The following is a 6,581-nucleotide window of genomic DNA, read 5'->3' on the forward strand; positions in this document are numbered from 1 at the left end:
TTTTAGTCAACCTATTTCAGGAAAGTACATGTGGAGAATTAAGTACAACGGTTAGTATATGGAAAGTAGGGCAGTTGATAAGCACTACATTTCGGGTTAAACACTTAGCTAAATATAAATATTTTGTTTTTATTTTTCGATTAAATTCCAAATTTTATATTTAGCGGATTTCGTAAATAGACACAGAACTTTGGAGTTAGTACAAAAGCCCTATTTTTTATATACATTGTTGTGCATAGTGTTTTGTACGTCCAGCTTGATTTTCAGATGTTTGATACTTAGTTCTTATGTGTGCGTTGGCAAGACATACTCTTTTGCAATTTTTGGTGTAGCGTTGGCTGTAGTGAATTGTAAATGTGTATGGCTTTGAGCGTTGGCAATTCCATTTACTTGCTCAATTTTAGGATTCGGATTGCTCCTTGAACTACCAAAATAAAAACAATTGTTCCGATAATTAAATCAGGCTTATTGGAATTCAACCAATTTACCGAAAACCCTGCTATTATTAATCCTATATTAATAATCACGTCATTGGATGTGAAAATCATACTTGCTTTCATATGAGCCTGTTCTTTACTCTTTGATTTTTGTAAAATGTAAAGACAAATTCCGTTTGCAATAAGTGCTAAAATCGAAACGATAATCATTGTTGAAAAATCGGGAAGTTTCTCTGTTCCAAAAAACCGTCTTAAAACTTCTATAAACCCTATAATTGCAAGTGTAATTTGAAAATATCCAGCTAGTTTAGCAATCCGTTTTTTCTTAATTAACGTACCTCCAACCGCAAACAAGCTAATTCCATAAACAAAACTGTCGGCAAGCATATCTAAACTATCGGCAATAAGTCCCATTGATTTTGATATAATCCCTGTTGTTATTTCGATAATGAAAAAGGTGAAATTGATTCCAAGTACAGACCAAAGTAGCTTTTTCTGGCTTGCGTTTTCTTCAAATTCCGTTTGGTCGGTATGCTCGGTTGATATTTTCTTTCCTCCTAAATTTAGTTCGATAACTGACTTTTCGATTTTGTCCATTTCTCCGCTGTGAAAAACAGTCAATTTTCGGTTCGGAATATCAAAGTCCAAATTCACAATACTTGAAATTCCGTCCAATTTCATTCGGATTAGATTTTCCTCTGAGGGACAGTCCATTTTGGTGATTTCGAATGTTGTCTTTTTCATAACTGTTATAATTGAACACCGGCATTAGTAAAAATATCTTGTAATTCCTTTTCTATCGGAAATGATTTTAAAGGAGGAACATTAGCTCCTCCAGGATTACCAATTGGAATTTTTCCAACAAAGGATTTAACACCTCCAAAAATCAGTCTTGGAATCTGACCAAAGACTTCTTTTCCGCTTTTAATTTTAAATCCGAATTGTAGCATTTTCCAATGAACAAAAGTATGTGCATAAGGATATTTTTGTCCTATTATGTGAGCACGTTCCAAATGAATCCAAGCATTTTTTAAATTCCCAGATATGTTTTCAGCGCTGTATTTTTCTAATTCTGTGTTGAAATATGGTTTTAATTCTTTTGGTATTGAAGTATAAAGTTTCATAATATCGTTTTAATGATAGTACAAATGTAAATACCTTTTGGCGCAACTCGATTGCAAAGATTATTTGTTACAGTTGTTGCATAACCCTTTTACAACCATATTGGCTTGTTGTATTTTGAAGTTGTCAGGAAGCTCAATATTTTGAACAGGAATGTCAAAAAGACAAAATGTTTTGTTGCAATTATTACAATAAAAATGATAATGTAAGTCTTTTGGGTCACAGTTACATCCTTTAGCGCAAACTGCGTATTTTAGCATACCTGAACCATCTTCGATACTGTGTATAACTTTATTCTTCTCGAATGTTTTTAAAGTCCTAAAAATAGAACTTCTGTCTGTATGAACTAATACGTTTTCAATGTCTTTTAGAGATTGTGCTTTTTCTTGGCTTAAAAGATGACGTAAAACCACAGTTCGGATTGCAGTATTATTTACTTTTTTTATTTTTAGGATTTCTTCGATGGTTTGCATTTTCCTAAAGTATTGTTTTTTTTAGCGTTGGCAAAACAGCTCTTTTATTTTTTGTGATTTGGCTTTTGCGGTTGGGAAAAATAAATGTGCTGTTTGTGCGGTGGATTTCTTAGTTTAAATTTTTATTTTTCACTCGATTTTTCGCATTATGCACAACGGTTAGTATAAGAAACGTAGGGCAGGTGATAAGCACTTTTGTTTCGGTTTTTTAGCTAAATATAAATATTTTGCTTTTATCTTTTCTACTATAAACGCCAATTTTTATATTTAGCGGACTTTGTTAATAAGCACAAAACCTTCGGATTAGCACAAATGCCCTATGTTTCTTATACATTGTTAGCCACTGGCACTCTTATTTTTAATTCTTTGTCCTAATTCTATTTCTTCATTTGACATTAAAGAAAATAGAATATTATGGTAGTTAGAAAAATTCTTTTATGCTGTGTTTTGGTATTAAACTTTTCCAAAATATATGCCCAAGAAAAGGAAAAGAGCTGGATTGGTCTAGAAACTGACCCGATTTCGTCCGCATTTGGAGCAAAGACTTTGTCAGTAGTAATTGAGCCCCAAAAATCACATCATTGGTCGTTGTTTCTTAATGTGGTTAATGCAGATTTTCCAAATTGGATGGATGATTTTTTAAATCCTAAGAACAAAGGAAAGGGGTTTGATAGTAAAATCAATATTGGAGGAGGATTTGCTATTGATTATTTTATAAAAGAGGAAAGAAAAGGCGTTTACTTGGGATTAATCAACCTGTTTTTTCAAAATGAAATTAGTCGAAATACTGTCAGTGGTAAAGTCCTTACCCATAACATTATCCCGAGAGTTGGATATAGATGGTATCCTTTCAAGAAAGCAAAACTGTATGTCAATCCATTTTTAGGGTTGAGATATGAATATAGTTTTCAAAATACATTAATGATTGATGGTGCAGTATTTACCCCTGCTGGAATTCAACCATTTGGAACAATACATATTGGATATCATTTTTAAAATCATACGACTATGAATAACGTAAATTTAAGAACAGAAAAAGGAGTGACTATTATTACTTCCGAAGTAGAAATCAACGCATCAAGAGAGAAAGTTTGGAAAGTACTAAGTCTTATTGGAGAAATCGAAAAATTTCATCCTTTAGTCAAAAAGTCCGAAGCTATTTCACATATAAAAAGTGGGTTGGGAGCAAAACGGCATTGTGAGTTGCTGCCAATGGGTCAAATGGAGGAAGAAGTTGTAGAATGGAGAGAGGGCAAATCTTTTGTTTTGGAAGTGGTGGGAGGAAAGATGCTCCCTCCCTATCGTTTTATGAAAGGTAGGATTGATTTAGTAGAATTAGACGAAAAAACTAAGGTTACGTTCTTATTTTCGTACCAATTAAAATATGGCATTCTTGGAAGAATGATGAATGCTTTAGTGATAAGACCTCAATTTAAAAAAGCACCTCCAAAATATGTAAATGGGTTAAAAGAGTATGTTGAAACGTTGAATAATTAATTATTCATTTTATATTCAATAAGTGCCTTTTCAGTTGCCGATTTCGATAGTTTTAAAGCGGTGTTAAAATAGGCTTCCGCTTTTTCCCTTTGATTTAGTTCTTGATAGAAAACAGCGATTGAAGTAAAATAATGTGTATTTTTTTTGAGTTCTTCATCCTTTTCCAAGGACAACAAATCTTGAAGTGCCTCATTTTTGTCAAAACCATAGAATTTAGAAATGGTCTTATTAAGAGTAATAATGGCACTTTTGTTTAGCTTTTCGAGTATAGCATATTGCTGGTAAATACTCTTCCAATTGGTTCTTTCGAAACTTTTGACCAGACAATGTTCAGCAGAAATCCCTGCCAGTAAATGATAAATAGTTACTTCGTTACTCTGTGCAGATTGATGAAGATATTCTATGCCTACAGCAATTAGTTCTTTGTCCCATAAATTTCTGTTTTGTTCTGAAAGAATAACGATTGCCCCCTTTTCGTCAATTCGACTTTCGAAACGTGCAATGGAGAGTAACATTAAAGATAGAAGAGCCTTTGCTTTAAATGAATTGGGGTAAAACGAAATAATGTCTTTTAACAAGCGTATGGCTTCAAAGCATAAGTCTATACGGATAATTTTTTTATTATGTGAGGAGTAATATCCCTCATTAAACAATAAATAGAGCGTAGTAAAAATGTTGTCTAACCGTTCAGTTAAATCATTGTTTTTGGGGATTTGAAAAGATATTGAGCCATCTCTAAATTTTTGCTTGGCTCTATAAAGTCTTTTGTTAACCGTAGATTCTGTCGTTAATAGTGCATTTGCAATTTCTCCAACGCTCAAACCACAAAGTGTTTTTAAGGCCAATGAAATTTGTGATTCCGAAGGTAAATCAGGATGACAGCAAGTAAAAATCATTCTTAATGTACTATCTTTCTCAATCGATTCATCTATTTCAAAAAAGGCGTTGGCTTTTATACTTGGAGCTATTTTAGTTTCAAAGTTTTGATTGCGTTTTAAAAAATTTATAGTTTTCTTTTTTGCAACATCCATCAGCCAACCATCAGGGTTGTTTGGAATAGATTGAACACTCCATTTTTCCATTGCTTCAACTAAAGTGTCTTGAACAATGTCTTCCGCTATTTCAACTTCTTTCAAACCAAAATAACGCACCAAAACAGCAACCATTTTCGCATAATTGTGCCTGAAAAAATGTTCAGTTAATTGATTTGTCGAAATATTAGTCATTAGGAACCATTGGTCTTACATAAATTTCAAAATAATTAAGAAGTGGAGATGAGTTTGAAATTGTAACAGCTTCATCAAGGTTTGTTGCTTTAATAATAATAAAACCAGCAATAATTTCTTTAGCTTCTAAAAATGGCCCGTCAGTTGTTATTTCATTCTTTTGACTGATATGGGCACCTATTCTTTCTAAGCGGTTATCGGCAACATAATGTTCTTCAATAGTAGTCACCCACGTTCTATATTCTTCTAGCCTTTTTTGAAGTTGTTCAGGAGAATAATCTAATTCCTTTTTTCCTTTTAATAAGAGTAAGTATTGTTTCATATAAATGCTCTTTTTAGAAATTGATTAAGAGGCGTAATTGCCTTAAAAGAATTTATTATTGTAGCGAACATTTTATCAGAGTTTAAATAACCAATTAAAGGAAACTCTCGCATTGCATAAAATTGTTTATTCGCAATGTATGGCGTTTTAGATAAGATTGGTTGAAAATTTTTATCCAATCGTTTAGCTTGTTCTCCTTTTAGTTCTTGGAATGTCGAAATAAAAAATTCAGAATTTACAAGTTGAATAAATTCATCAGTGTTTTTAGTAATTAAGGTTCTTACGTTTTTTAAATCCGTTCCTTTCAAATTAAATAATCCACCGCCAACGTGAATTTTATCTGCACTAATTCCTAAATAAAAACCAGGTAGTTTTGATTTTTTTCCATTAGGAGAAAATCCTGCTTTAAGAAGTACGTGATAAGGTGTTTTATCGTTTGAAAAGCGAATGTCTCTATTAATTCTGAACAATGCATCTTTTGGATTTGGAGAAATTTGAGGTTCTAGTTTTTCTATTTCTGGAATTAATATTTCCAACAGTTCTAAAAAAGGTTTTTTAACGTCATTTTCATACGCTTTTTTATGTTTATGAAACCATTCTTTGTTATTGTTTTTTTCTAAGCTTTTAAAAAAGGCAATATAGTCTTGAGTAATCATAGTTCGCTTTTTAATAAGGTGAGTGCTTTTTTTGTGAGAGGTTCCCATTGTTCCTTCTCTGTAAAAGGAACTTCAAACCAACCATTTAAAGGTGTACGATTTTTGAATGGATTAAATACGGCTATTTCTATTCCAAAACTATCTGGGTCAAAATCTTTCCCGAGTTTAAATACCATTTTCTTTTTACGAGAGAAGAAAGCAAAGACCTTACCCATATAGGTGATTGCTTCAGAACTCATCATTTTTCCTGCTTTAACACTAGAGTCCATTGAACAGAATCGTTCTCTAATTTCATTAAAATATTGTTCCTCCATTTTTAACCTATTTCTTCAAACATAATTTGATTTCCATCAGGGTCGAGAATTATTGCAGATTTCATTGAATCATTTTGTTTTGCCTCTTTACTAAATGTTACCCCACTATCTTTTAATAAAGATTGAATATTCATTAAATCAAGCGGATGAAATGAAAGTATATTTTGGTCGAACATTCCTTGAAACAGACCAATTTTAACAGAAGAGTTCTCTAGTATTCTCCATTTCATTGTTTCACTATCCTTAAATTCTTCATTTTGATGACCTCCATCAATTATTATAAAACCAAGATTGGTATAAAATTGAAGGCTTTTGTTGATGTCTTTGACGTTAAGACTAAGTGAAAATTTTCCTAAATTCATAATTTTTTTGTTATTTATTATAATGTCAAACGAAGATGAAAAAATAGGACATCGGATGGAGTTTTTCTGCTTGTGGCTAACGTGTTTGTATATGGTTTGTTGCGTGTTTAAGCAACTAATTTAGCAAATAAAACCCGAATATAATATCTGCAAGGACTTTTGTAAGTAAGCG

Annotated in this window: 10 protein-coding genes; 2 read left to right on the forward strand and 8 right to left on the reverse strand. The window is 32.1% G+C overall.

From position 1 onward, the window contains the following. Nucleotides 1-386: 386 nt before the first annotated feature. From PW52_RS16745 to PW52_RS16755, 3 genes are read right to left on the reverse strand one after another with little or no spacing between them, the layout of a single operon-like run. Nucleotides 387-1,181, reverse strand: a complete 795-nt coding sequence (locus PW52_RS16745; RefSeq protein ID WP_044634139.1) for a cation transporter — start codon at nt 1,179-1,181, stop codon at nt 387-389. 5 nt (nt 1,182-1,186) lie between these two features. Next, nucleotides 1,187-1,561 carry a DUF3703 domain-containing protein gene (locus PW52_RS16750; RefSeq protein WP_044634140.1) on the reverse strand — a complete coding sequence of 125 codons (375 nt, stop codon included), beginning with the start codon at nt 1,559-1,561 and terminating at the stop codon, nt 1,187-1,189. A 60-nt stretch (nt 1,562-1,621) separates the two neighbouring features. Further along, nucleotides 1,622-2,032, reverse strand: a complete 411-nt coding sequence (locus PW52_RS16755) for a Fur family transcriptional regulator (protein WP_044634141.1) — start codon at nt 2,030-2,032, stop codon at nt 1,622-1,624. A 414-nt stretch (nt 2,033-2,446) separates the two neighbouring features. On the opposite strand from PW52_RS16755, the gene PW52_RS16760 reads away from it, so the two are divergent. Beyond that, the gene (locus tag PW52_RS16760; RefSeq protein WP_044634142.1) at nt 2,447-3,028 is read left to right on the forward strand and encodes a hypothetical protein; all 582 of its coding nucleotides are present in this window, start codon (nt 2,447-2,449) and stop codon (nt 3,026-3,028) included. A 12-nt stretch (nt 3,029-3,040) separates the two neighbouring features. Further along, on the forward strand, nt 3,041-3,529 hold the full coding sequence (locus PW52_RS16765; protein WP_044634143.1) for an SRPBCC family protein: 489 nt from the start codon (nt 3,041-3,043) through the stop codon (nt 3,527-3,529). On the opposite strand, the gene PW52_RS16770 is transcribed toward PW52_RS16765, so the two are convergent. From PW52_RS16770 to PW52_RS16790, 5 genes are read right to left on the reverse strand one after another with little or no spacing between them, the layout of a single operon-like run. Continuing rightward, nucleotides 3,526-4,755 carry an RNA polymerase sigma factor gene (locus tag PW52_RS16770; protein ID WP_044634144.1) on the reverse strand — a complete coding sequence of 410 codons (1,230 nt, stop codon included), beginning with the start codon at nt 4,753-4,755 and terminating at the stop codon, nt 3,526-3,528. The genes PW52_RS16765 and PW52_RS16770 overlap by 4 nt on opposite strands. Beyond that, a complete protein-coding gene (locus PW52_RS16775) occupies nt 4,748-5,077 on the reverse strand; it encodes a YciI family protein (RefSeq protein WP_044634145.1) in 330 nt (109 codons plus the stop codon). Before PW52_RS16775 ends, PW52_RS16770 begins: the two co-directional genes overlap by 8 nt. Beyond that, the gene (locus PW52_RS17280) at nt 5,074-5,733 is read right to left on the reverse strand and encodes a DUF2461 domain-containing protein (RefSeq protein WP_052823545.1); all 660 of its coding nucleotides are present in this window, start codon (nt 5,731-5,733) and stop codon (nt 5,074-5,076) included. The genes PW52_RS16775 and PW52_RS17280 overlap by 4 nt, the downstream gene beginning before the upstream one ends. Continuing rightward, complete coding sequence (locus tag PW52_RS16785) at nt 5,730-6,002, reverse strand: hypothetical protein (RefSeq protein WP_165586790.1); 273 nt, start codon at nt 6,000-6,002, stop codon at nt 5,730-5,732. The genes PW52_RS17280 and PW52_RS16785 overlap by 4 nt, the downstream gene beginning before the upstream one ends. A 47-nt stretch (nt 6,003-6,049) precedes the next feature. Then, on the reverse strand, nt 6,050-6,409 hold the full coding sequence (locus tag PW52_RS16790) for a VOC family protein (protein WP_044634147.1): 360 nt from the start codon (nt 6,407-6,409) through the stop codon (nt 6,050-6,052). Between the last annotated feature and the right edge of the window lie 172 nt (nt 6,410-6,581).

The organism is Neotamlana sedimentorum (assembly GCF_000943565.1).
GTDB classification, from domain to species: domain Bacteria; phylum Bacteroidota; class Bacteroidia; order Flavobacteriales; family Flavobacteriaceae; genus Neotamlana; species Neotamlana sedimentorum.